This window comes from Brevundimonas sp. T2-11 (assembly GCF_055397675.1).
In genome coordinates this window covers 3,057,644-3,078,677 of sequence record NZ_AP027920.1, presented here as the reverse complement: position 1 = coordinate 3,078,677, position 21,034 = coordinate 3,057,644, and the positions used below count along the sequence as shown (strand labels likewise).

At 68.3% G+C, this 21,034-nt stretch carries 21 protein-coding genes and 1 pseudogene; 16 read left to right on the top strand and 6 right to left on the bottom strand.

Annotation, left to right across the window (positions count from 1 at the left end; all coding sequences use genetic code 11):
- Positions 1-11: 11 nt before the first annotated feature.
- The 3 genes from ACZ5XO_RS14825 (at position 12) to ACZ5XO_RS14815 (ending at position 2,809) form a co-directional block, all read left to right on the top strand.
- On the top strand, positions 12-812 hold the full coding sequence (locus tag ACZ5XO_RS14825) for a class I SAM-dependent methyltransferase (protein ID WP_464163158.1): 801 nt from the start codon (positions 12-14) through the stop codon (positions 810-812).
- A 75-nt stretch (positions 813-887) separates the two neighbouring features.
- Positions 888-1,787, top strand: coding sequence for a class I SAM-dependent methyltransferase (locus tag ACZ5XO_RS14820; RefSeq protein WP_464163157.1), 900 nt, complete (start codon positions 888-890; stop codon positions 1,785-1,787).
- Complete coding sequence (locus ACZ5XO_RS14815; RefSeq protein WP_464163156.1) at positions 1,784-2,809, top strand: alpha/beta fold hydrolase; 1,026 nt, start codon at positions 1,784-1,786, stop codon at positions 2,807-2,809. The genes ACZ5XO_RS14820 and ACZ5XO_RS14815 overlap by 4 nt, the downstream gene beginning before the upstream one ends.
- Before the next feature lie 2 nt (positions 2,810-2,811).
- On the opposite strand, the gene hisN is transcribed toward ACZ5XO_RS14815, so the two are convergent.
- Together hisN and ACZ5XO_RS14805 are read right to left on the bottom strand one after the other, a co-directional pair.
- Positions 2,812-3,591, bottom strand: a complete 780-nt coding sequence (gene hisN, locus ACZ5XO_RS14810) for a histidinol-phosphatase (RefSeq protein WP_464164935.1) — start codon at positions 3,589-3,591, stop codon at positions 2,812-2,814.
- 67 nt (positions 3,592-3,658) lie between these two features.
- Positions 3,659-3,931 (bottom strand): annotated as a pseudogene (locus ACZ5XO_RS14805) (helix-turn-helix domain-containing protein); the annotation flags it as partial.
- 185 nt (positions 3,932-4,116) lie between these two features.
- Between ACZ5XO_RS14805 and ACZ5XO_RS14800 the strand changes: the two are divergent.
- Complete coding sequence (locus ACZ5XO_RS14800; RefSeq protein WP_464163155.1) at positions 4,117-4,374, top strand: GlsB/YeaQ/YmgE family stress response membrane protein; 258 nt, start codon at positions 4,117-4,119, stop codon at positions 4,372-4,374.
- Positions 4,375-4,444: 70 nt separating this feature from the next.
- On the opposite strand, the gene ACZ5XO_RS14795 is transcribed toward ACZ5XO_RS14800, so the two are convergent.
- The gene (locus ACZ5XO_RS14795; protein WP_464163154.1) at positions 4,445-4,888 is read right to left on the bottom strand and encodes a superoxide dismutase; all 444 of its coding nucleotides are present in this window, start codon (positions 4,886-4,888) and stop codon (positions 4,445-4,447) included.
- Between the two features lie 147 nt (positions 4,889-5,035).
- Here ACZ5XO_RS14795 and ACZ5XO_RS14790 point away from each other — a divergent pair, with 147 nt between their 5' ends.
- Positions 5,036-6,700, top strand: a complete 1,665-nt coding sequence (locus ACZ5XO_RS14790) for a phosphatidylglycerol lysyltransferase domain-containing protein (protein ID WP_464163153.1) — start codon at positions 5,036-5,038, stop codon at positions 6,698-6,700.
- A 359-nt stretch (positions 6,701-7,059) separates the two neighbouring features.
- Here ACZ5XO_RS14790 and typA read toward each other — a convergent pair whose 3' ends face one another.
- Positions 7,060-8,892, bottom strand: a complete 1,833-nt coding sequence (typA, locus tag ACZ5XO_RS14785; RefSeq protein WP_464163152.1) for a translational GTPase TypA — start codon at positions 8,890-8,892, stop codon at positions 7,060-7,062.
- Between the two features lie 128 nt (positions 8,893-9,020).
- Positions 9,021-10,088, bottom strand: a complete 1,068-nt coding sequence (locus ACZ5XO_RS14780) for a YeiH family protein (protein ID WP_464163151.1) — start codon at positions 10,086-10,088, stop codon at positions 9,021-9,023.
- Positions 10,089-10,171: 83 nt separating this feature from the next.
- On the opposite strand from ACZ5XO_RS14780, the gene ACZ5XO_RS14775 reads away from it, so the two are divergent.
- Complete coding sequence (locus ACZ5XO_RS14775) at positions 10,172-11,041, top strand: LysR substrate-binding domain-containing protein (protein ID WP_464164934.1); 870 nt, start codon at positions 10,172-10,174, stop codon at positions 11,039-11,041.
- A gap of 5 nt (positions 11,042-11,046) precedes the next feature.
- On the opposite strand, the gene ACZ5XO_RS14770 is transcribed toward ACZ5XO_RS14775, so the two are convergent.
- Positions 11,047-13,095, bottom strand: a complete 2,049-nt coding sequence (locus ACZ5XO_RS14770; RefSeq protein ID WP_464163150.1) for an OPT family oligopeptide transporter — start codon at positions 13,093-13,095, stop codon at positions 11,047-11,049.
- Positions 13,096-13,215: 120 nt separating this feature from the next.
- On the opposite strand from ACZ5XO_RS14770, the gene mutM reads away from it, so the two are divergent.
- The 10 genes from mutM (at position 13,216) to ACZ5XO_RS14720 (ending at position 21,026) form a co-directional block, all read left to right on the top strand.
- On the top strand, positions 13,216-14,079 hold the full coding sequence (gene mutM / locus ACZ5XO_RS14765; protein ID WP_464163149.1) for a bifunctional DNA-formamidopyrimidine glycosylase/DNA-(apurinic or apyrimidinic site) lyase: 864 nt from the start codon (positions 13,216-13,218) through the stop codon (positions 14,077-14,079).
- Positions 14,080-14,176: 97 nt separating this feature from the next.
- Positions 14,177-14,641 (top strand): hypothetical protein, encoded by a 465-nt coding sequence (locus tag ACZ5XO_RS14760; protein WP_464163148.1) that lies wholly within the window; start codon positions 14,177-14,179, stop codon positions 14,639-14,641.
- Positions 14,642-14,665: 24 nt separating this feature from the next.
- Positions 14,666-15,154 (top strand): hypothetical protein, encoded by a 489-nt coding sequence (locus ACZ5XO_RS14755; protein ID WP_464163147.1) that lies wholly within the window; start codon positions 14,666-14,668, stop codon positions 15,152-15,154.
- The gene (locus ACZ5XO_RS14750) at positions 15,154-15,372 is read left to right on the top strand and encodes a helix-turn-helix transcriptional regulator (RefSeq protein WP_105562742.1); all 219 of its coding nucleotides are present in this window, start codon (positions 15,154-15,156) and stop codon (positions 15,370-15,372) included. The genes ACZ5XO_RS14755 and ACZ5XO_RS14750 overlap by 1 nt, the downstream gene beginning before the upstream one ends.
- A gap of 40 nt (positions 15,373-15,412) precedes the next feature.
- Positions 15,413-16,198 carry an enoyl-CoA hydratase gene (locus ACZ5XO_RS14745; protein ID WP_464163146.1) on the top strand — a complete coding sequence of 262 codons (786 nt, stop codon included), beginning with the start codon at positions 15,413-15,415 and terminating at the stop codon, positions 16,196-16,198.
- A gap of 143 nt (positions 16,199-16,341) precedes the next feature.
- Positions 16,342-16,611, top strand: coding sequence for a 30S ribosomal protein S20 (gene rpsT / locus ACZ5XO_RS14740; RefSeq protein WP_292085084.1), 270 nt, complete (start codon positions 16,342-16,344; stop codon positions 16,609-16,611).
- A 529-nt stretch (positions 16,612-17,140) separates the two neighbouring features.
- Positions 17,141-18,577 (top strand): chromosomal replication initiator protein DnaA, encoded by a 1,437-nt coding sequence (dnaA, locus tag ACZ5XO_RS14735; RefSeq protein ID WP_464163145.1) that lies wholly within the window; start codon positions 17,141-17,143, stop codon positions 18,575-18,577.
- A gap of 173 nt (positions 18,578-18,750) precedes the next feature.
- A complete protein-coding gene (gene dnaN / locus ACZ5XO_RS14730) occupies positions 18,751-19,869 on the top strand; it encodes a DNA polymerase III subunit beta (RefSeq protein ID WP_464163144.1) in 1,119 nt (372 codons plus the stop codon).
- Between the two features lie 44 nt (positions 19,870-19,913).
- Positions 19,914-20,336 (top strand): hypothetical protein, encoded by a 423-nt coding sequence (locus ACZ5XO_RS14725; protein WP_464163143.1) that lies wholly within the window; start codon positions 19,914-19,916, stop codon positions 20,334-20,336.
- A gap of 135 nt (positions 20,337-20,471) precedes the next feature.
- Complete coding sequence (locus tag ACZ5XO_RS14720) at positions 20,472-21,026, top strand: hypothetical protein (protein ID WP_464163142.1); 555 nt, start codon at positions 20,472-20,474, stop codon at positions 21,024-21,026.
- Positions 21,027-21,034 lie beyond the last annotated feature (8 nt).

The following is a 21,034-nucleotide window of genomic DNA, read 5'->3' as shown; positions in this document are numbered from 1 at the left end:
CGGAGCCCTCCATGCGACCTCTCGTCCTTGCCGCCCTTCTGGCGTCCGCCCTCGCCTCTCCCGTTCTCGCCCAGACCGTTTCGTCGGACGCTCCGGCTCTGCCGCATCGCCAGGGCCTGTCGATGGAGATGCCGCAGGTTCAGGAGGACGCGGCCCTGCAGGCCGCCATCGCCTCGACGACCCGGCCCGAGGCCGACCGCGTTCGCGACAGCCAGCGTCATCCGTTCGAGACTCTGACCTTCTGGGGGCTGCAGCACGGCCTGACGGTGGTGGAGATCGAGCCGGGCCGCGCCGGCTGGTGGCGCAACATCCTGGAGCCCTATGCGGCGGCGACCGGCGGACGCTACGTCGCTGTCGGCCGGCCGACCGAGAGCATGGGCGTCGAGGACGGGACGGCGGACATGGTGGTGGTGGCGCGGGCCTTCCACAACTGGTCGCGCGACGGCCGCGCCGATCCCTATCTGGCGGCCTTCTTCAAGGCGCTGAAACCCGGCGGCGTCCTGGCGGTGGAACAGCACCGCAGCATCGACGGTCTGAATGTCGCCGAGGTCGCGCCGACCGGCTACGTGCCTGAGAGCTATGTCATCCACGCCGCCCGCCGCGCCGGTTTTGAACTGGAGGCGCGCAGCGAGCTGAACGCCAATCCGAAGGATGATCGCGACCATCCGTTCGGCGTATGGACCCTGGCGCCGACGCGGACGTCGGAGCGCGAAGGCCGCGTATTGACGGCGGAAGAACGCGCCGCCTTCGACGCCGTCGGCGAGAGCGATCGCATGACCCTGCGCTTCCGCAAGCCCGAGGCCGCGAACTGATGGCCTTTGGGGTTTTGACGCTGGCGCAGAAGCGCCTTAAGCCCAACAAGGTCCAAACGGCGAAAGGAGGCGCGCATGGCTGAGCGTTCGACGCGACGCGCGGTTCTGGCGGGCGCCTGCATGGCGGCCTTCGCCGGCCTGGCCGCCTGCGGCAAGAAGGAAGACAAGACGGCGCCCCAGGCCCCGGCCGCCCCGGCCGGGCCGCCGGAAGGCTCGCTGGAATGGGCTGTCGCCGGCCCCTGGCGCTCGGCTTCGGACAAGGCGCGCGACGCCTGGCGTCATCCAGCCGAGACCCTGCGCTTCTTCGGCCTGCAGCCCAAGATGACGGTGGTGGACTTCTGGCCCGGCAGCGGCTGGTTCATCGAGATTCTGGCCCCCTATCTGAACAAGGGCGGCGGTTCCCTCTATCTGGCGGGCTTCGCCGAAGGTCCGGCCGCGGACCCCGCCCAGATCGCCATCAACAACGCCCTCAAGGCCAGGCTGGAGGGCGACAGGAAGCTGTACGGCCAGGTCCAGTTCAGCGCCTTTGGCGCCGGCACGGGGCTGGTGGCGCCGGCGGGCACGGCCGATCTGGTGCTGTTCATGCGCTATATCCACGCCTGGATGGCCGCCGGTCTGGCCGAGAAGGCCTTCGCCGACGCCTATGCCGCCCTGCGTCCCGGCGGCGTCCTGGGCGTCGAGCAGCACCGGCTGCAGCCGGACGAGGACCAGGACCCGGCGGCGGCCAACGGCTATGTCCAGGAAGCCTTCGTCAAGCAACTGGCCGCCGAGGCGGGCTTCGTCTTCGTCGAGGCGTCCGAGATCAACGCCAACCCGGCCGACACCAAGGATCACCCCTTCGGCGCCGACACCCTGGCGCCCATTCGCCTGACCGCGCCCATGGGGCAGCCGGCCAACCCCGAGTTCGACCGCACCAAGTACGACGCGATCGGCGAGAGCGATCGCATGACCTTGAAGTTCAGGAAGCCCGAGTGAACCGCGCCACCGCCTTCGCCGCCCATGCGCCCCTGATGGGGGTTCCCGGCGCCGCCTCCCCTCCTGGCGGAGAGGGGGACTGGTATCGCGGCGCGGGCGGGCTTCGTCTGCGCGCGGCCCTGTGGACGCCGTCGGCGCTGCAGGCCAAGACGCCGCGCGGCACGGTGGTCCTGAGTCCCGGCCGCACCGAGCCGATCGAGAAATATTTCGAACTCATCGGCAACTTCCTGGCGCGGGGCTTCTGCGTCCTGGCCCACGACTGGCGCGGCCAGGGGCTGTCGGCGCGGTTGCTGCCGGACCGGCTGCGCGGCCACGCGCGCGCCGTCGAGGAATTCCTGGACGACTACGCCCGCTTGCTGGACGCCTATGAGGCCAGGGCGCCCAAGCCCTGGATCATGGTCGGTCACTCCATGGGGGGCTGTCTGAACCTGCTGTCGCTGGAGGCGGGCGAGAGCCGTTTCGCCGGCGCCGTCCTGTCCAGCCCCATGCTGCGCATCAAGACCGGCAAGCGGTCGATGTGGTCGGTCAAGCTGGCGGTGCGGTGGAACCTGCGTCACGGCAAGGCGGGCGACTATGTGCTGGACGATCCTGACGATCCCTTCGACCACACCTTCGAGAAGGACGGCCTGACCTCGGATCAGACCCGTTACGACCTGTGGCGTCAGCAACTCTACGCCTGCCCGCACCTGGCCATCGGCGGCCCGACCTGGGGCTGGCTGGCCTTCGCCCTGGACGCCGGCGAGCGGGCGTTGAAGCCGCGCGCGCTGAAGTCGGTCAAGATTCCGGTCTGCGTGGTTCAGGCCGGCGAGGACGACAAGGTCTGGAAGCAGACCAACCGCTGGGCGGCGCGTCGTCTGGGTCGGGGGCGCTATGTCGAGGCGTCGGGCGCCCTGCACGAAGTCATCATGGAGGCGGACCCGCTGCGCGGCGTCTTCCTTGACGAGTTCGACGCCCTGGCCGGCTATGTCGCGCCTGCCGAAGGTCAGGCGGCGGGCGCCGCGCCGGACAAGGGCGCGGCCTAGCTTCAGAGGGCGTTCAGCACCGCGAGCGCCTGAGCGGTCAGGGCGGCGTCGCCGACGGCCAGGATGCGGCCGTCGCCGTCGGGCGCCTGGCCGGTCCAGCCGGTGACGCGGCCGCCGGCGGCCTCGACGACCGGTTTGAGCGCGGACCAGTCCCAGACCTTCAACTCCGTCTCGGCCACGAGGTCGATGCGGCCCGCCGCCACCATGGCGTAGGCGTAGGCGTCGCAGCCCAGGCGGGCCAGTCGGGCCGAGGCGCGCAGGCGCGTCCAGGCCTCGCGGTCGGCGCCGACGAAGATGTCGGGGTCGGTGGTGGCGATCAGGGCGTCAGACAGGGACGGACAGACGCGGGTCCTGAGCGGCGTCTCGCCCTGGTCGCGCAGCAGGCGGGCGCCGGACGGGCCGCCGAGGAAGATCTCGCCCAGGTAGGGCTGGCCGATGGCGCCGATCACCGGCGCGCCCTCGTGACGAAGGGCGATCAGGGTGGTCCACAGGGGCAGGCCGGCGATGAAGGCGCGGGTGCCGTCGATGGGGTCCAGAACCCAGACGTGGTCAGCGTCCGGGCGGTCTTCGCCGTATTCCTCGCCGATGACGCCGTGTTCGGGATAGCGCGCGGCGATCAGGCGGCGGATGGCGGCCTCGGCGGCGCGATCCGCCTCGGTGACGGGGTCGAAGGCGCCGGGTCCGGCCTTGTTTTCCTGGGCGAACTCGCCGCGGAAGAAGGGCAGGGCCGCGCGCGCGGCCTCATGCGACAGTTCGACGGCGAAGGCTTCCAGTTCGGTCATGCCGAGCAGATACACCGCCTGATCCGGCGGCGCGAGCGTGATGGGTTCAGGCGGCCTTGCTGGGCGGCAGTTCCTCTTCGCGAACGAAGACTTCCCGGTTCGCCGCCGGATGGTCGCCGACCTCGGCCAGACCGTCGTAGAAATAGGTGATCGGGGTTTCCAGAGCTTCAGCCAGTTCCCACAGGCGCGCCGCCGAGATGCGGTTGGCCCCGCACTCATACTTCTGAATCTGCTGGAAGCGCACGCCGACCTGGCCGGCCAACTGTTGCTGGGTCAGGCCCAGCAGGCGACGACGGCGACGCAGGCGGCGGCCCAGATGAAGATCTATGTCGGCGGCCATCGCGGCCCCTCCCTCTCGTCTCGCTCACGCTGTGCCGGATCGGCACGGCTGGACGGTTTCGCCGCAAGGGGCATGCCGATTTCGCCTAGGACGCGAATGGTGAAGCTTGTTGGACCGGACAGGCAACCGGAGCGGGCGCGAGGCATTACGGTCAAGGCATCACGCCATTTTATGGGAGGGACTGAATGAGCGGATTTGGATTCATCGCCTGGATCATCATCGGCATCGTCGCCGGGTGGCTGGCGGAAAAGATCATGAAACGCAGCCACGGCCTGCTGACCAATCTGATCGTCGGCGTCATCGGCGCCCTGATCGGCGGCTTCCTGGCCAACAACCTTCTGGGGATCGACGCCTCCGGAAACTGGATCGTCGGCATCATCGTCGCCACCATCGGCGCGGTGGTCCTGCTCTTCCTGCTGGGCCTGGTGAAGAAGAAGGCCTGACGGCGCCTGGCGTCGATATGCAAAAGGGGCGGTCCGACGGACCGCCCCTTTCTTCATGCCTGGTGACCGATCAGGTGTTCGGTTCGTCCGCCGGCGGTTCGGCCGGTTCGGCGGCGTCCGTGGCGTCAGCCGGCGGGGTCGCCTCCGCAGGAGCTTCGCCGCCGATCGGGGCGGCGGCCTGGAAGTCGGCGAGGCTGGCGTTGACGACGATGGCGTCGCCGTCCTGACGGATGCCGGCCACCGGCACCGGGCGGACCGAGCCGTCAGCGCCGCGCACGGTCAGTTCCTGACCGGCCGCGCCGTTCTGGGCGCCGACCAGCTTGCCGAGTTCCGAACCATCGGCGCTCTTGACTGTGGAGCCCGGCGTCAGGGTCAGGCTTTGGGGTTGAGCCGGAGCCGCCTCAGCGGTAGCCGGTTCGGGCGTCTGCGGCGTCGTGGCGTCCTGGGCGAACACAGGGGCGGCGATGAGGAAGGCGCCGGCGATGCCGGTCAGCAGGGCGGTCTTGCGGATCATGAGGTTACTCCGATTGAGCGAGTCTGGCGCTCGCGAAAAGGTGAACTCGCTGCGTTTCAGATTGTTTCAGGCGCCCAGAAATGACCTTTTCAGCGCCCCAAACGGCCGATTCCTGATTTATGAGGGGAAGCACCCTCGAGAGGACGAATGACGACGACGAAACGACCGGGCGGACTGGGACGTCTCCTTCAGCGGCTGGGGGGGCTGGCCTATGAGCTGACGCCGCAGATCTTCGCGGTGGCTTCGTTCGCCCTGGGCGCCGTCATGCTGCTGTCGGCGGCGACGCCGGCTTTCAGCGGGCGGCTGCAGGCGCTGGACCGGATCGCCGCCCCCATCCTGATCGACCTGTCCCACTTCGCCGCGAGCGTGACGGGCTTCCTGCTGCTGCTGGTGTCGGCGGGTCTGTGGCGGCGGCGTCGGGGCGCCTACTACGCCGCCCTGTTCGGGCTGATGCTGGGGGCGGTCTTTTCCCTGATGAAGGGGCTGGACTGGGAAGAGGCGGCGGAACTGACCCTGGCGGCGGCTCTGCTGCTGCCGTGTCGGGCCGCCTTCAACCGACGCTCGCGCCTGGGCGAGCCCCTGCGGCCCGGCTGGCTGCTGATGCTGGCGGCGGCCGTCGTGGCCATGCTGTGGCTCGGCTTCTTCGCCTATCGCGACACCGCCTATACCGATGAGCTGTGGTGGACCTTCCTGACCGACAAGCAGGCTTCGGGCTTTCTTCGGGCAGGCGCGGTTCTGGCGGTGCTGACCCTGGTGGTGGCGGTGCGGTCCCTGCTGACGGCGCCGGGGGCGCGCAGCCATGGTCCGGCCGGGCCGGGGGACATAGACCGTGCGCGCCTCGCCCTGGCCGAGGCTGACACGGCGACGCCGGAGGCCGGGCTGGCCCTGCTGGGCGACAAGGCCCTGTTGTTCAGTCCGTCGGGACGCAGCTTCATCGCCTATCGCGTCCGGGGGCGACGCTGGATCGCCATGGGGGAGCCGGCGGGGCTGAAGGCGGAGCGGCTGGAGCTTCTGTGGGCCTTTGCCGAAATGGCCGACAGCTATGGCGGGACGCCGGTCTTCTATTCGGTCGGCGAGGGCCTGCTGGCGGATCTGGCCACCCTGGGCCTGGCGGTGCGCAAGGTGGGCGAGGCGGCGGTGATCGACGCCGGGCATTTCTCGACCGAGGGCAAGGGCAAGCAGAACCTGCGGACCGCCGTGAACCGGGCCGAACGCGAGGGCGCGACCTTCGAGGTGCTGGCGCCCGGCGCGATCCGGCCGTTGGAGGCCGAGCTGCGGGTGGTGTCCGACGCCTGGCTGAACCATCACAACGGCTCCGAGAAGGCCTTCTCCCTGGGGCGCTTCGACATCGACTATCTGGATCGTTCGCCAGTCGCCGTGGTCCGCGAGGAGGGGCGCATCGTCGCCTTCGCCAACCTGCTGACGGGGGCGCGGCGCGAGGAGGCCATGATCGATCTGATGCGTCACGATCCGGACGGGCCGCATGGGGTGATGGACTATCTGTTCACCCGTACCGCTCAGTGGGCGAGAGCCGAGGGCTTCAGGCGTCTGGATCTGGGCATGGCGCCCTTGTCGGGCCTGGAGGACCGGAGACTGGCGCCGGTCTTCGCCCGCGTCGGGGCGCTGGTGTTCGAGGAAGGCGGGGCGGTTTACGGCTTCCAGGGGCTGCGCGCCTACAAGGCCAAGTTCGGACCCGGCTGGCGGCCCAAGTTCATCGCCGCCCCGACCTCGACGCCCCTGGCCCTGGCCTTGCTGGACGTGGCCCTGCTGACCAGCGGCGGCTGGATGGGGCTGCTGGGGCTGAAGAAGTAGACGTCTGACTTCCCTCTCCCGGTGGGAGAGGGCTTGAGCTTCGGAGAGCCGGAGGCGATCCGCCAAGCGAAAGGGTGAGGGGCGAACCTTTCCGTCGGCGTAAGCCGCTGCGCGTTTCCCGGGCCAAACGGGTGATGCAGTTTTGGTTCAGCGACCGTTCAAGGCCGACCGGCGTCGGGAACCCTCACCCTTTCGCCTGTTCCAATCGCTTCGCTCTTGGAGGCTCAAGCCCTCTCCCATCGGGAGAGGGAATAAGGCGGTCCTCAAGCCGCCCGAAGGGCGGCAGGCCCAATCAGGATCTTCCAACAAAAAAGGCGACCCGCGAGGGTCGCCTTCTTCGTTTGGTCCGGTCGTCAACCTCAGTCGGGGCGGACGCGCTTCTTGCGGAACGAGGGGTTCAGCACCTGCTTGCGTAGGCGGATCGACTTGGGCGTGACCTCGACCAGTTCGTCTTCCTCGATGTAGGCGATGGCCTGTTCCAGCGACATCTGGCGCGGCGGCGTCAGGCGAACCGACTCGTCCTTGCCGGCGGCGCGAACGTTGGTCAGCTGCTTGCCCTTGATCGGGTTGACGTCCAGGTCGTCCCAGCGGCTGTTCTCGCCGATGATCATGCCCTGATAGGTCTTCTCGCCGGCGCCGACGAACATGACGCCGCGGTCTTCCAGGTTCCACAGGGCGAAGGCGGCGGTTTCACCGTCCGAGTTCGAGATCAGCACGCCCTTCAGACGGCCCTCGATGGCGCCCTTGTGCGGCTCGTAATGCGAGAAGACGCGGTTCAGCACGCCCGAACCGCGCGTGTCGGTCAGGAACTCGCCCTGATAGCCGATCAGCGAACGCGACGGGCACTTCAGCTGAATGCGGGTCTTGCCGGCGCCCGACGGACCCATGTCGGTCATTTCGGCCTTACGGGCCGACAGCTTCTCGATGACGATGCCCGAGAACTCGTCGTCGACGTCGACCATGACGTCCTCGATCGGCTCCATCTTCTCGCCGTTCTCGCCGGTCTGGAAGACCACGCGCGGACGCGAGATCGAGACCTCGAAGCCTTCGCGGCGCATGTTCTCGATCAGGACGCCCAGCTGCAGCTCGCCGCGGCCGGCCACTTCATAGGCGTCGCCGCCTTCGGTCGTGGTGACGCGGATGGCGACGTTGGCTTCGGCTTCCTTGAGCAGGCGGTCACGGATGACGCGCGACTGGACCTTGTCGCCTTCGCGACCGGCCAGCGGGCTGTCGTTGACCGAGACGGTCATCGAGATGGTCGGCGGATCGATCGGCTGGGCCGGCAGGGCGTCGGTGACTTCCATGGCGCACAGGGTGTCGGCCACGGTGGCCTTGGACATGCCGGCGATGGCGACGATGTCGCCCGCTTCCGAACCCTCGTCCAGGGGCTGACGCTTCAGGCCGCGGAAAGCCAGGACCTTGGTGATGCGGCCGCGCTCGATTTCCTTGCCGTCGCGGTCCAGGGCGTGGATGGCCATGCCGGGAACGGCCTTGCCGCTCTGGATGCGGCCGGTCAGCAGGCGGCCCAGGAAGGGGTCGCTTTCGATCAGGACGTTCAGCATCTGGAACGGCTTGTCGCGGTTTTCCTGAACCTTGGGCGCCGGGACGTGGTCGACGATCAGGTCGAACAGCGGGGCCAGGTTGTCGTTGGGCTGGTTCAGGTCCAGCGTCGCCCAGCCCGAACGGCCCGAGGCGTAGATGTGCGGGAAGTCCAGTTGCTCGTCCGTGGCGCCGATGGCGGCGAACAGGTCGAAGGTTTCGTTGTGGACGCGGTCCGGGTCGGCGTGGGCGCGGTCGACCTTGTTGATGCACAGGATCGGGCGCAGGCCCATCTTCAGCGCCTTGGTCAGGACGAACTTGGTCTGGGGCATGACGCCCTCTTCGGCGTCGACCAGGATGACGCAGCCGTCCACCATGCCCAGGATGCGCTCGACCTCGCCGCCGAAGTCGGCGTGGCCGGGGGTGTCGATGATGTTGATGCGGGTTTCACCGGCCTTGCCGTTCCACAGGACCGAGGTGCACTTGGCCAGGATGGTGATGCCGCGTTCTTTTTCCTGGTCGCCGGAGTCCATGGCGCGCTCGGTGGTCGCCTCGTTGGCTCGGAAGACGCCGGACTGAGCCAGCAGCTGGTCAACCATGGTGGTCTTGCCGTGGTCAACGTGGGCGATGATAGCGACGTTACGAAGGTTCATTTCGGGCTCGGGCGGACTGTGTTCGGCCACGGAAGTCCGGGCCGCTGCAAGATGCGGAAAGCGGGAAGGAAGCGGCGCCTCTTACAGCCCTATCGTCGGAAAGGCCAGCGGGGCGGTGCGATTGTGCGTCAGCCGGGCAAAATGAGCACGATCGTGACCAGCGCAAGGGCGCCGATCAGCAGGGCCGACAGGGCGGCCACGGCGGCCACGCGCGGCCCGGCGCGGACCACGGCGCGCGGATCGACCATCAGGCCCAGGGCGGCCATGGCGATCAGGGTCATGGCGGTGACCCCGGCCTGCAGCGGCGGCAGGACGACCTCGGGGATCAGACCCGCCGAGCGCAGGCCCATCAGGATCAGGAAGACGATGATGAACCAGGGGGCCATGTGATGCAGCCTGGGCCGTTTGGCGCCGTCCACCTTGCCGGAACGCAGCAGGCCCAGGACCAGGCAGACCGGGCCCAGCATCAGGACGCGCACCAGCTTGACCACGGCGCCGGTCTGGACGGCCAGCAGCCCGGCGGGGGCGGCGGCGGCCAGGACCTGGGGCACGGCGTAGACGGTCAGGCCGGCCAGAACGCCGACACGGGTGGCGTTGAAGCCCGCCAATGCGCCGATCACGGGGACCAGCAGGACCACGGCGATGCCGAGGACGGCGGTGAAGCCGATGGCGGCGGCCACGTCCTCGCCCTCGGCCTCGATGACCGGGGCCACGGCGGCGATGGCCGAGTTGCCGCAGATGGCGTTGCCGCAGGCCACCAGAAGCGCCATGGCGGGCGGCAGGCCGAAGGCCCGGCCCAGGGCGTAGCCGCCGAGGATGGCCAGGACGACGACGCCGACGATGGCCAGCAGCATGACGGGGCCGAGCGCCATGACGGCGGCGCCGGACACCGTGGCGCCCAGAAGGGCCACGGCGACTTCCAGCAGGGTCTTGGCGCTGAACTGCACGCCGGGCGTCCAGACGTCGGACGGCGTCCAGAACAGGCGGACGCCCGCGCCCATCAGGATGGCGACGACCAGGCCCTCGACCCAGGGGTGGCCGAACAGAGCGGTCTCGATGACCTGCAGGCCATAGGCGGCCGCGCCGACGCCCGCGCTCAGAAGGACGCCGGGCAGCAGGCGGGCGAGGCCCGACAAGGGCCCGTGCAGCGGGCCGGTCAGGCTGTGGGCATGGTCGGAATGGTGGGCGGTCGTCATGACGGCGCATCATCTGCTCCGTCGTCTGATCGTTCCAACGGATAGTTCTGGATTTAACAATCGAGAAAAGCGATTGATTGCCCATGACTCTGGAACAGCTCCGCATCTTCGTTGCCGTGGCCGAGCGTCTGCATATGACGCGGGCGGCGGAGGCGCTGAACCTGACCCAGTCGGCGGTCAGCGCGGCGGTGGCGGCGCTGGAGGCGCGGCATGGGACCCGGCTGTTCGACCGGGTGGGCCGGGGGCTGGCGCTGAACGCGGCGGGGGCGGCCTTTCTGCCCGAGGCCCGCGCCGTACTGGCCCAGGCCGAGGCGGCGGAGCAGGCGCTGGACGATCTGGCCGGCCTGAAGCGCGGCGCGGTGCGGCTGTTCGCCAGCCAGACCATCGCCGCCTACTGGCTGCCGCCGCGCATGGCGGCCTTTGCGCGGGCGCATCCCGAGATCCAGTTGCACCTGTCGATCGGCAATACGCACCGGGTGGTCGAGGCGGTTCTGGCGGGGGAGGCGGAACTGGGCCTGATCGAGGGGGCTTTCGAGGCGTCGCGGGTCGAGAAGGTGCGGATCGACGCCGATCGGCTGGTGGTGGTGGCGGCGCCGGGGCATCCGCTGGCGGAGCGGGCCGAGGCCCTGTCGGCGGCGGAGCTGAAGGCGCTGGACTGGGTGTTGCGCGAAGAGGGGTCGGGGACCCGCAGCGAGTTCGAGGCGGCCTTGCCGCGCGGCGTCGCGGCGGGACTGCGGGCCGTTCTGACCCTGCCGTCCAACGAGGCCATCCTGTCGGCCGTGGCGGCGGGCGGGCTGGTCACGGCGATTTCGGAACTGGCCGCCCAGCCCCTGATCGAGGCGGGGCGGCTGGTTCGTCTGCCGCTCGAACTGCCCGAGCGGCCGTTTCATCTGCTGCGCCACCGCGAACGGCGGCCCAGTAGGGCGGCGGAAGCTTTCGCTTCCGCCCTCTAGTCAGGTCAGACCTTGGCCGAGCGGCTGCGGATCCACGAGTAGAGGGCGAAGGTCAGGACCGCGAAGGCGACCAGACCGGCCCACATGGCGGGCCAGGCGGCGTCCTTGGGCAGCAGCGCGAAGGGCGCTTCGTTCCGTGTGCTGACGATGACGGCGGCGGTGAAGACGCCGAACAGGCTTTCACCCACGATCAGGCCCGAGGCCAGCAGGACCCCCATGCGGCGACCGACCTCGGCGAAGCGGGTCGTGGCGATCCACCTGTCATAGGCCCAGCCGCAGACGGCGCCGACGACCAGCATGGTGGTGACGGCGGCCGGCAGATAGACGCCGATGCCGGCGGCCAGCGGCGGCAGCTTGATCTTGTCCCGGGTGGCGCGGCGCAGGACCACGTCGAGGATGATGACGCCGACGCCGACCAGGGCGCCGATCCCGATCAGGTCCCAGCGCAGCTCGCCGCTGATGACGCCCTTGGCCAGGGCCGAGATCAGGGTGGCCTGGGGCGCTGCCAGGGTCTGCGAGCCCTCGACGATGGCGGGCGGGCCGCCTTCGAAGCCGAAGGCCTGGTTCATCATGTCCAGCACGAAGGGAATGACCAGGGCGCCGGCGACGACGCCGACCAGCAGGGCCGTCTGCTGACGCCAGGGGGTGGCTTCGACCAGCTGGCCGGTCTTGAGGTCCTGCAGGTTGTCGTTGGAGATGACGGCCACGGCGAAGACCACGGCGGTGACGATCAGGGCGAAGGCGATGATCGACGGATCGGCGGGCACGCCGGCCACGGCCATGACGCCCAGCATCAGCAGGGAGGCGATGATGATGGCCAGGATGCCGACGCCCGACACCGGGCTGTTGGACGAGCCGATCAGGCCGGCCATGTAGCCGCAGATGGCGGCCACGGCGAAGCCGATGACCACGACATAGATCAGACCGCCGACGACCAGCAGGGGGGTCGAGCCGGCCAGGGCTGTGCCCTGGGCGAAGACGGCCAGCAGGACGGCGATGCCGACCAGGGCGGCGACCGACAGCAGGCCGACGATCTTGATCGGAATGTCCTGCTCGGTGCGGTCCAGAACCTCGCCGTGGGCGCGCTTGGTCTGGGCGGCGATGGCCGAGGTCAGGCCGGCGACCAGGGGGGCGGCCAGCTTGGCCAGGGTCCACAGGGCGGCCACGCCGATGACGCCGGCGCCGATGAAGCGGACTTCGCGGGCCCAGACGGTCATGGCCAGTTCCTCGGCCGGGGCGCCGGCGGGCAGGGTTCCGGCGATGGACGGCACGCCGTGAGCGGCGGCCCAGGCGACGAACTCGGGCGAGGTCAGGATGGGGACGAAGATCAGCCAGGCCAGGATCAGGCCGAACAGCTGGGTCAGGCCGACGGCCAGACCGATCAGGTGACCGGCGCCCAGAAGGGCGAACTGCATGGAGAAGCCGACGCCGGTGGCGCCGCCGCCGAGCGCGGCGGGCAGGCGCAGGAAGGCGGTGGTCTCGGCGGCGAAGACGCGGGCGGCGGCCAGGAAGGCGAAGAAGGCCGAGGCGATGGCGCTGCCGATCACCACGAACAGGCCCGAGCGGTTCTCGCGCACGGCTTCGGCGGATTCATCGGCGCCGGGCGAACCGACCTTGAGCACCTCGGCGGCGGCGACGCCCTCGGGGTAGGGCAGGCCGCCCTGGACCACGAGCGTGCGGCGCAGCGGAATGGAGAAGGTCACGCCCAGCACCCCGCCGAGCACGCAGATGGCCACCGACTCCCAGAAGGGGAAGTTCATCCACCAGCCGATCATGACCAGACCGGGCAGGACGAAGATGATCGAGCTCATGGCGCCGCCGACCGAGGCGACGGTCTGAACTGTCATGTTCTCCCAGATGGTCGAACCCTTGAAGGCGCGCAGCAGGGCCATGGAGATGACCGCCGCCGGAATGGCTGAGGCGAAGGTCAGGCCGACCTTCAGGCCCAGATAGGTGTTGGCCGCCGTGAAGACCGCCGCCAGCAAGCAGCCCAGGATCAGGGCGCGGATGGTCAGTTCGATGCGTTTGCCGGTTCCGGCGGGTCTGTCTGTCATGCGGGGTTCTTTCCGTTGTCGCGGCGGAGGTAATCCTGAAAGCGCGGCCGTGACAACGGGTCGCGGTGGAATGTCGGCGGCCTCTTCTCTCTCACCGCGTCAGGCCTTACCTCTTCTCCCATGCCTGAATTGCCCGAAGTCGAAACCGTGCGGCGTGGTCTGGAGCCGGTGCTGGAGGGGGCGCGGCTGACGGCGGCGCGGCAAAACCGGCCGGACCTGCGCTTTCCCTTTCCCGAGCGGTTCGTCGAACGGCTGGACGGGGCGACGGTGCTGCGGCTGGATCGGCGGGCCAAGTATCTGTTGTTTCCGCTGTCGACCGGCGAGACCTGGGTGACGCATCTGGGCATGACCGGGCGGTTCACCCTGGAGGGCGCAGCGCCCGGGCGGTTCGAGACGGATGCGCCGGTCGCGGGCAAGCACGAGCATATGAGCCTGACCGCCGACCGCGGCGGAGTGCTGACGCGGCTGGGCTACGCCGACGCGCGGCGCTTCGGCTTCATGGGGCTGATCCCGAGCGAGGGCGTCGAGGGCCACGCCTGGTTCGCGGGTCTGGGGCCGGAGCCGCTGGGCAACGGCTTTTCCGCCGCCCATCTGGCCGAGGCCTTCGCGGGCAAGGCGCAGAACATCAAGGTCAGCCTGCTGGACCAGAGGATCGTGGCGGGGCTGGGCAATATCTATGTGTGCGAGGCGCTCTATCGGGCGCACATCTCGCCGCTGACGGCGGCGGGCAAGGTCGGCCGGCCCAGGCTGGAGCGGCTGGCGACCGAGGTGAGGAACGTCCTGGCCGACGCCATCGCGGCGGGGGGCTCGACCCTGAAGGACTTCGCCAATGTCGAGGGCGGTCAGGGCTATTTCCAGCACCGCTTCGACGTCTATGGCCGTGAGGGCGCGCCGTGCCGGACGGAGGGCTGTTCCGGCGTGATCCAGCGCGTGGTCCAGGGCGGACGCTCGACCTTCTTCTGTCCGGTCTGCCAGAAGACGTGATGTGTCGGAAAAATCCGACGTGATGTAAAAAATAATAGACACGGTGTCTGCGTTGTGCGACATCGCCTCATCGCTTGGATTCAAGAAGGGGGCGGCAATGTCGTTCAGGGAAAAACTGTCGTGGGGCGTGCTGCTGACCACTTCGGCGGTGTGGAGCTTCTATTTCGTGCGGCTGGGGCTGAGGGCGGCGGACGGTTTGCTGACCCAGGATCTGGTGTTGTGGACCATGGGGGTCTGCATCGGCTTCAGCCTTGCGGCCCATGTCGGCTTTTCCATCCTGGCGGCGATCAGCACCTCGAAGGCCGAGCGGTCCGTGGTCGACGAGCGCGAGCAGGGCGTGGCCCTGAAGGCCAGTCAGGCGGCCTTTCTGACCATGAGCGCCGTGCTCGGCGGCCTGGCGGCCTTTGCTTATATTTATGCGCGCAAACATCCCGATCTGCTGGGCGCGGAGCCCCTGGCGGCGGCCATGCTGCTGGCGGCCAATGGGGTGATCTTCGCCCTGGCCTTGGCCGAGGTGGTGCGTCACGCGACCCAGATCACCCTGCTGCGTCGGGTCGGCTGAGCGGCGAAGGACGAGGAGCGCGTCATGAGCTTTCGCGAGAAACATCTGTGGGTGGCCATCATCGCCGGGCTGGCGGTCTGGGGCGCCTATGGCTGGAAGTTTTCCGAGCGGGTGCTGGCCGGGGGGCTGAAACAGGCCGACTTCGCCGCCGACATGGGCGGGCTGTTCGCCCTGGGTCTGATCGCCGTGGTGGTGCTGGAGAGCGGGCTGACGGCCCTGGCCATGCTGACGACCTCCAAGGCCGAGCGTCGGGCGCGCGATGAGCGCGAGGGCGTGGCGACGCTGCAGGCCAGCCATGTCTCGCTGATGCTGCTGATCGGCCTGCTGGTGACGGTCTCGGCAGTCGCCTACGGCGTCGGCTTCTGGGGAAGCGTGCGGCCCGAGGGGCTGGCGCGGTGGATGATCCCCGGCAATGGGCTGGTGCTGGTCGCCAATACGGTGCTGGGCTGCATCATGCTGTCGGAACTGGCGCGATGGGCCCTGTCCCTGGCCCTGCTGAAGCGGGGGCGGTGATGGGCAAGGCGCCGCCGCCTATAAAGAACCGCATCCGCGAACTGCGCTTCCATGCCGGCGAGATGACCCAGGCGGACCTGGCCGCGCGCATCGGCATGACGCGTCAGACCATCGTGGCCATGGAGCAGGGCAAGTACTCGCCCAGCCTGGAGGCCGCCTTCCGCATCGCCCAGGTCTTCGGCGTCGAGATCGGCGAGGTGTTCCAGTGGGAGGGCTGAGGCGCTAGACCTCAGCTCAACGATTGTGAGGAGCGCCCAGATGGCCGACGCCTATTCCACCCTGTTGATCGAACGCCATGCCGAGGGCTATGCGGTCGTCACCCTGAACCGGCCCGAGGCGCTGAATGCGCTGAACACGACCCTGACCGGCGAGCTGGGCGACTTTCTGGAAAGCGTAGCCGACGACGACAGCGTGCGCTGCGTGGTCCTGACCGGCTCGGTGAAGGCGTTTGCGGCCGGCGCCGACATCAAGGAGATGGCGGATCAGGCCTATGCCGACATGTATCGCGGCAACTTCTTCGCCCGCGCCCATGACCGGGTGGCGAGCTTCCGCAAGCCGATCATCGCGGCCGTGTCGGGCTATGCGCTCGGCGGCGGCTGCGAGCTGGCCATGCTGTGCGACTTCATCATCGCCTCGGAGACGGCGAAATTCGGCCAGCCCGAGATCAACCTGGGCGTGGCCCCCGGCATCGGCGGCTCGCAGCGCCTGACCCGCGCCGTGGGCAAGGCCAAGGCGATGGACATGTGTCTGACCGGGCGGATGATGGATGCGGCCGAGGCCGAGCGCGCCGGTCTGGTGTCGCGCGTCGTGGCGTCTGACGTCCTGCTGGACGAGGCGCGCGCCGCCGCCGCCAAGATCGCCGGGCAGTCGATCCTGGCCGTCATGGCCAACAAGGAGCTGGTCAACGCCGCCTTCGAGACGACCCTGGCGCAAGGGGTGGTGTTCGAGCGCCGCCTGTTCCACTCCCTGTTCGCCTTCGACGACCAGAAGGAGGGGATGGCGGCCTTCGTCGAGAAGCGGAAGCCGGCCTTCACGGGGCGCTAGAGCCCGCCCAAACCCAGGCCCCGACTCAATTCCGGCCGGGTCGCGTTGACCGGCCGGAGCCTTTCCGCTATAGCCGCCCGCTCTTGAGATTTCCTCGCCGTGGACGTGGGTTCGCGGCGTTTTCGTTCGAAGGTTTTTACCCGATGGCCAACAATGCAGGCGCCCGCAAGGCGATCCGCAAGATCGAAGCGCGGACCGAAGTGAACAAGGCCCGCCGTACGCGCGTTCGCACCTACCTCCGCAAGTTCCAGGAAGCTCTGGCCGGCGGCGACGTCGAAGCCGCCAAGGGCGCCTTCATCACGGCCCAGTCGGAACTGATGCGCGCCGTGTCGAAGGGCGTGGTTCACAAGAACACCGGCTCGCGCAAGGTTTCGCGCCTGGCCGCCCAGCTGAAGAAGCTGTCGGCCGCCTGATTTAGGCGACGTCGGACGGGCTTTCACGTCTTTGTCAAACGACGTCATTTAACGCGTTCGGACGACCCGTAACGGGGTTGTCGCAAGAAAATCTAACGATTTCAACGGCGAGGAAGCACAAGCTCCCTCGCCGTCTTGCTGTTCGCTGCTAAGTCGCATGCGGAATTTTACGGAATCCGGCGTTAGGGAATGGGGCGAAATCGCCATTTTCCCAAGCGCTGCCGAGGTTTGCCGGAGTCAAACAATTTAAGTGCGAATCTCGACTCGAATCAGCGTTGATCTCCGCTCCGCTGTGCGTAAGTTCGAGGGGTAACGCACTTCCATCCAATCTGGATGAAGGCGAGGGAAATCAACGGTTTCCCTCGGCGGGAGATGTCTGTCTGTGAGTACGACCCCACTCGCGAAGCCTGGCTTCGCGGGGCAGGAGAAGTCGTCCCGGACTGGACCGCTTCGAAGGGCGTTCGTTCGGTGGACTAAACTTTACTCTGGCGGGTGTCTGAGAATGATCGGGGGCGCACTAATGACGGGCATGACGGATCCTGACCGTATCTGGAACGAGGCGGCCGGCCGCCTGAAGACCGAGATCGGCGACGGGCCCTTCAGCAGCTATATCGCGCCCTCGGCCGTGCGTCTGGACGCCAACGGCAATCTGATCCTGGTGACGCCGACCGCCTATGCGCGGGACTGGGTGCGCAAGAACGCCCTGCGTCGCATGAACGAGCTGTGGCTGGGCCTGGACGGCCTGTCGCGTCGTCTGGACGTGCGTTGCCGCGCCGAGGTGGGCTCGCCCGCCCCGGCCACCGCCTTCCCCGCCGGCGAGGCCCCGCGCCTGGCCTCGGTGGGCGGCGTGGTCGCGCCGGCGCCGGTGTCCGCCCTCAACGCCTCGACCTTCGCCCCCTCGACCGACGGCGCCCGCGCCGTGCGCGCGGCCGGCCTGCAGGAGCGCCTGACCTTCGACAGCTTCGTCGAGGGGCAGGGCAACGCCTTCGCCCTGGCCATCGCCAAACAGGTCGCCAGCTGGGCCGACGGCCACTTCAACCCGGTCTTCTTCTGCGGCCCCTACGGCTACGGCAAGACCCACCTGCTGAACGCCATCGCCTGGGAGGCGCAGCGCCTGCGCCCGGACGCCAAGGTGGTCTATCTGACCGCCGAGCGTTTCCTGTCGACCTTCGTGCGCGCCATGCAGGATCGCTCGACCGCGGCCTTCAAGGAAAGCCTGCGCTCGGCCGACATGCTGCTGCTGGACGACGTCCAGTTCGTCGGCGGCAAGACGAGCACCCAGGAAGAGCTGCTCAACACCCTGACCTCGCTGATCGAGGACGGCAAACGCATCGTCCTGTCGGCCGACCGCGCCCCGACCGCCCTGACCGACGTCGAGCCGCGTCTGCGCAGCCATCTGGCCGCCGGCCTGACCTGCCCGGTCGAGGCCGCCGACCGCAGCCTGAAGATCGCCGTGGCCCAGTCGCGTCTGAACGCCCTGGCCCGGCTGGGCGTCGTCTCGGGCGAGGCCCGCGCCGAGGTGCTGGAGCATCTGGTGGACCGCACCCCCGGCTCGATGCGCGAGCTTGAAGGCGCCGTGAACACCCTGGCCGCCGTCGCCGGCGCCCGCCTGTCGGCCCTGACGGTGGATGAGGCCCAGAGCCTGCTGGGCGTCGCCCTGCGCGGCGGACCCGAGCGCCGCATCACCGTGGACGAGATCCAGAAGACGGTCGCCGACCACTTCAACCTGAAGCAGGCCGATCTGCTGAGCGAGCGCCGCACCCGCGCCATCGCCCGCCCGCGCCAGATCGCCATGTACCTGTGCAAGCAGCACACGACCCGATCCTATCCCGACATCGGCCGTCGCTTCGGCGGGCGCGATCACACGACCGTCCTGCACGGCGTGCGCAAGATCGAGGAGCTGATGCCCAAGGAAGAGCAGATCGCCCGCGACGTGGAAGCCCTGACGCGCAAGCTGCGCGGCTAAAAGGGAAGCAGCGCGCAAGCGGCGCGTCTAAAGCGCCACCGCAGGCCTGTGGATAGCGGGGGTAGACGTCGCAGGATGTCGGCCCCCCGTTGCCCCCGCCGCTCAATGCGCTAGTGTTCCAGCCCATCCTTACGGCGACGCTGAAAAAGGCGTCGCGGCCCGGGCGAGACCACATGCAGCTGACCATCGAACGTTCCGCGCTCCTGAAAGCCCTCGGGCACGTTCAGAGCGTGGTCGAGCGCCGCAACACCATTCCGATCCTGTCGAACGTGCTGCTGAGCGCCGGGCGCGACCGCCTGTCCTTCGCCGCCACCGACCTCGACATGGAGATGGTCGACGAGGCCGAGGCTCAGGTGAACGTCGAGGGCCAGATCACGGCCCCGGCCCACACCCTGTATGAAATCGTCAAGAAGCTGCCGGACGGCGCCGAGGTCTCGCTGACCTATTCGGGCGACGATCCGCGTCTGGTCATCTCGGCCGGGCGTTCGCGCTTCAACCTGCCGGTCCTGCCGGCCGGCGACTTCCCGGTCATGTCCACCGAGACCTCGGGCGCGCGCTACAGCCTGCCCAAGGAGGACCTGGCCCGTCTTATCGACAAGACCCGTTTCGCCGTCTCGACCGAAGAGACGCGCTATTATCTGAACGGCCTCTATCTGCACACCGTGTCCGACGGCGGCATTCCGCTGCTGCGCGCCGTGGCCACCGACGGCCACCGCCTGGCCCTGGCCGAGACCCCGGCGCCGGAAGGCGCGGCGGGCGGTCCGGGCGTCATCGTGCCGCGCAAGACCGTGGATCAGGTCCGCCGCCTGCTGGACGACGGCGCCGGTTCGGTCGAGATCCAGGTCTCGGCCCAGAAGATCCGTTTCGAGTTCGGCCACGCCAGCCTGACCTCCAAGGTCATCGACGGCGCCTTCCCCGACTATCTGCGCGTCATTCCCAAGGGCAACGACAAGCAGGCCGACATCGACAACGCCCTGTTCGCCAAGGCCGTCGACCGCGTGGCCACCATCTCGGCCGAGAAGAGCCGCTCTGTGAAGCTGGCCTTTGACAATGATCGGGTGAAGCTGACCGTTCGCAACATGGAAGCCGGCCAGGCCGAGGAAGAGGTCGAGATCGGCTATTCCGAAGAGCCGTTCGAGATCGGCTTCAACGCCCGCTACCTGCTGGACGTCGCCGGCCAGATCACCGGCGAGACCGCCCACTTCAAGTTCGCCGACCCGGCCAGCCCGACCCTGGTGCTGGACCCGGCCGATCCGGGCGTGCAGTACGTGCTGATGCCGCTGCGGGTGTGAGTGAGCGGGTCGTAGTCGCTCGGCGTCTGCCAAAAGCCTGGCAGATGCTGTTGTTTGTACTGTACGCATCGCTCGCCTTCGCCCTGATAAGGGCGGAGGACCCGCTGCTGTCGTTGTTCGGCTGGTTTTGGGGCGCTGTCGTTGGCTTGTTCGCCGTCCAGATTCTGGTTGGCGCGCTGTTTCCCGCAAACCTCGTACTTTCGGCAGAGGGGTTTCGGGTGATGGGTCTGAAGCAGCGACCGCTCGTGCGTTGGAGCAACGTCGATAGATTCTGGGTCCTTCGTGCGCCGGTGTATGCCTACGTGCTGTATGCGGTGACTGACCAACCTCAGCGCGTGAACTTCGGTCTATGGGTTTTCCGTGGGTTGCCGTCAGAAGCCGATGGCCGCCTGTTGCCAGTCTATGAACTGAAAGCGGACGCCCTGCTGGAGGTGTTGAATGATTGGAAAGCGCGATACGGGACGTGAGGGTGTGGGCCGACAGGCCGGTCCGGCGTCCGCCGGGATGAGCGGATAGATTGAGCCTCACCTCCCTCGCCCTCACTGACTTCCGTTCCTATGCGAGCGCCAGCCTGCCGGTTTGCGGCGGGGCCGTGGTGCTGCATGTCTGAAAACGGCGGCCCACCGGTCACGGTGATACGAAAGGCGCGATGGCGGACTTTTGCAGGGGTCGCCATTTCTGCCGTCGGTCTCTGTTTTCTGGCGGGAATCCACGGGTTCTTGTGGGTCACCATGGGGCGGGAGGTATTTCTCGACGGGTTCCGTGAGGAGCCGTTCTTGTCGGCGTTGGGCCTTGTGCCTTTGGTTGTCGTCGCCCTTCAACTCGGCTTCGCCATACGTGCGATATGGTGGGGGGACACCATTACCTTGGGGCGGTCGGGCTTCCGTTCGCATGTCCGTGGCCACTCTCGTTTTGTCCGATGGGACGAGGTGAAGCAGTTTCGCGTGGAGCGTCCGGCCGCCAGCATGCATGATGTTGTCGGCTGGGATCATCAGGACGACGCCTTCAACGGCAATCCGGTGTGGGAAGGCTTCAGGGCAGAGGGAGAGAGGACCACCACGCTCGACTGCGATCTCGGTTGGGGTTGGCAGGATGGGGCGGAGGCGGTTTGCGCGACGCTGGAAGCCTGGCGAGTTCGCTATTCGGGCGAGGCGTGACGCCTGTG

Coding starts and splice junctions, on each gene's coding strand:
- ACZ5XO_RS14825 (WP_464163158.1), top strand. CDS start 12: ATGCGACCTCTCGTCCTTGCCGCCCTTCTGGCGTCCGCCCTCGCCTCT.
- ACZ5XO_RS14820 (WP_464163157.1), top strand. CDS start 888: ATGGCTGAGCGTTCGACGCGACGCGCGGTTCTGGCGGGCGCCTGCATG.
- hisN (WP_464164935.1), bottom strand. CDS start 3,591: ATGACCGAACTGGAAGCCTTCGCCGTCGAACTGTCGCATGAGGCCGCG.
- ACZ5XO_RS14800 (WP_464163155.1), top strand. CDS start 4,117: ATGAGCGGATTTGGATTCATCGCCTGGATCATCATCGGCATCGTCGCC.
- ACZ5XO_RS14795 (WP_464163154.1), bottom strand. CDS start 4,888: ATGATCCGCAAGACCGCCCTGCTGACCGGCATCGCCGGCGCCTTCCTC.
- ACZ5XO_RS14790 (WP_464163153.1), top strand. CDS start 5,036: ATGACGACGACGAAACGACCGGGCGGACTGGGACGTCTCCTTCAGCGG.
- typA (WP_464163152.1), bottom strand. CDS start 8,892: ATGAACCTTCGTAACGTCGCTATCATCGCCCACGTTGACCACGGCAAG.
- ACZ5XO_RS14780 (WP_464163151.1), bottom strand. CDS start 10,088: ATGACGACCGCCCACCATTCCGACCATGCCCACAGCCTGACCGGCCCG.
- ACZ5XO_RS14775 (WP_464164934.1), top strand. CDS start 10,172: ATGACTCTGGAACAGCTCCGCATCTTCGTTGCCGTGGCCGAGCGTCTG.
- ACZ5XO_RS14770 (WP_464163150.1), bottom strand. CDS start 13,095: ATGACAGACAGACCCGCCGGAACCGGCAAACGCATCGAACTGACCATC.
- mutM (WP_464163149.1), top strand. CDS start 13,216: ATGCCTGAATTGCCCGAAGTCGAAACCGTGCGGCGTGGTCTGGAGCCG.
- ACZ5XO_RS14760 (WP_464163148.1), top strand. CDS start 14,177: ATGTCGTTCAGGGAAAAACTGTCGTGGGGCGTGCTGCTGACCACTTCG.
- ACZ5XO_RS14755 (WP_464163147.1), top strand. CDS start 14,666: ATGAGCTTTCGCGAGAAACATCTGTGGGTGGCCATCATCGCCGGGCTG.
- ACZ5XO_RS14750 (WP_105562742.1), top strand. CDS start 15,154: ATGGGCAAGGCGCCGCCGCCTATAAAGAACCGCATCCGCGAACTGCGC.
- ACZ5XO_RS14745 (WP_464163146.1), top strand. CDS start 15,413: ATGGCCGACGCCTATTCCACCCTGTTGATCGAACGCCATGCCGAGGGC.
- rpsT (WP_292085084.1), top strand. CDS start 16,342: ATGGCCAACAATGCAGGCGCCCGCAAGGCGATCCGCAAGATCGAAGCG.
- dnaA (WP_464163145.1), top strand. CDS start 17,141: ATGACGGATCCTGACCGTATCTGGAACGAGGCGGCCGGCCGCCTGAAG.
- dnaN (WP_464163144.1), top strand. CDS start 18,751: ATGCAGCTGACCATCGAACGTTCCGCGCTCCTGAAAGCCCTCGGGCAC.
- ACZ5XO_RS14725 (WP_464163143.1), top strand. CDS start 19,914: ATGCTGTTGTTTGTACTGTACGCATCGCTCGCCTTCGCCCTGATAAGG.
- ACZ5XO_RS14720 (WP_464163142.1), top strand. CDS start 20,472: ATGTCTGAAAACGGCGGCCCACCGGTCACGGTGATACGAAAGGCGCGA.